The organism is Candidatus Brocadia sapporoensis, from assembly GCF_001753675.2.
Classification (GTDB): domain Bacteria; phylum Planctomycetota; class Brocadiia; order Brocadiales; family Brocadiaceae; genus Brocadia; species Brocadia sapporoensis.
The window spans coordinates 1,582-2,470 of record NZ_MJUW02000001.1 but is presented as its reverse complement, the minus strand read 5'-3'; the positions used below and the strand labels follow the sequence as shown (position 1 = coordinate 2,470).

Genomic DNA, 889 nt, shown 5'->3' with positions numbered 1-889 from the left:
TTTGAAAAATACAGGAAAGAACGGGACAAGAACTACGTTTCCGACTTTGACCGAACGGTAAAAGACATTGAGCAGAAAGACGCAAAGCAACAATTCAACAAAAAGGATATCTGGAATGGCTAAGGTCTCTTACATCGATCATATAAAAAAGAATGACGTTTCTGTGATTTTGGCTGAAATTCTTTTTCAGAATTTAAAAAAAGATCATACGTCTCTTCCTTTGTTTGAATTGGCAGAAACCTCAAGCGGAGGTACGCCTGACAGAGCAAATCAAAGCTACTATGGCGGAAAAATTCCTTGGTTTAAGTCTGGCGAGCTAAATGATTCAACAATTAACATGTCGGAAGAATTTATTACTGAAGAGGGGTTAAATAATTCTTCAGCAAAAGTGTTTCCAAAAGGCACTCTACTCGTAGCTATGTACGGTGCGACTGCGGGGAAGACAGCAATCCTTGACATTGATGCGGCTACAAATCAAGCAATCTGCGCAGTTTTCCCTAAGGATAAAAGAATTAGGAAAGATTTTTTATTCTGGTTTTTGCGAGCACATCGATACTACTATATTGATATAAGTCGTGGTGGTGCACAACCTAATATAAATCAAACTGTTATTAAAAATACTGAAGTTCCACTTATTGATGAAAACGAACAAAAATGCATCGTGGAATTTTTGGCAAAGATCGAGAAATCAAAGGAAGCAGACTATTCCCTAATTCCAAAACAATTGCATAAAGCTATAAAACTAGCTTCTGAACATTTGGATTGCTTGCAAAAGTTAGAAAACGAAAATTTAAATCAATCTTCTTGTTTATTTCTTTTTCGTCAAACCATCCTCCAGGAAGCCATTGAAGGAAAGCTGACGGCCAAATGGCGGAATGAACATCCCGAA

The 889-nt window shown here is 37.2% G+C and carries 1 protein-coding gene; it reads left to right on the top strand.

What is annotated here, in order from left to right:
- Nucleotides 1-115: 115 nt before the first annotated feature.
- The coding region (locus BIY37_RS00020; RefSeq protein WP_179129172.1) for a restriction endonuclease subunit S at nt 116-889 on the top strand (774 nt) is incomplete at its 3' end.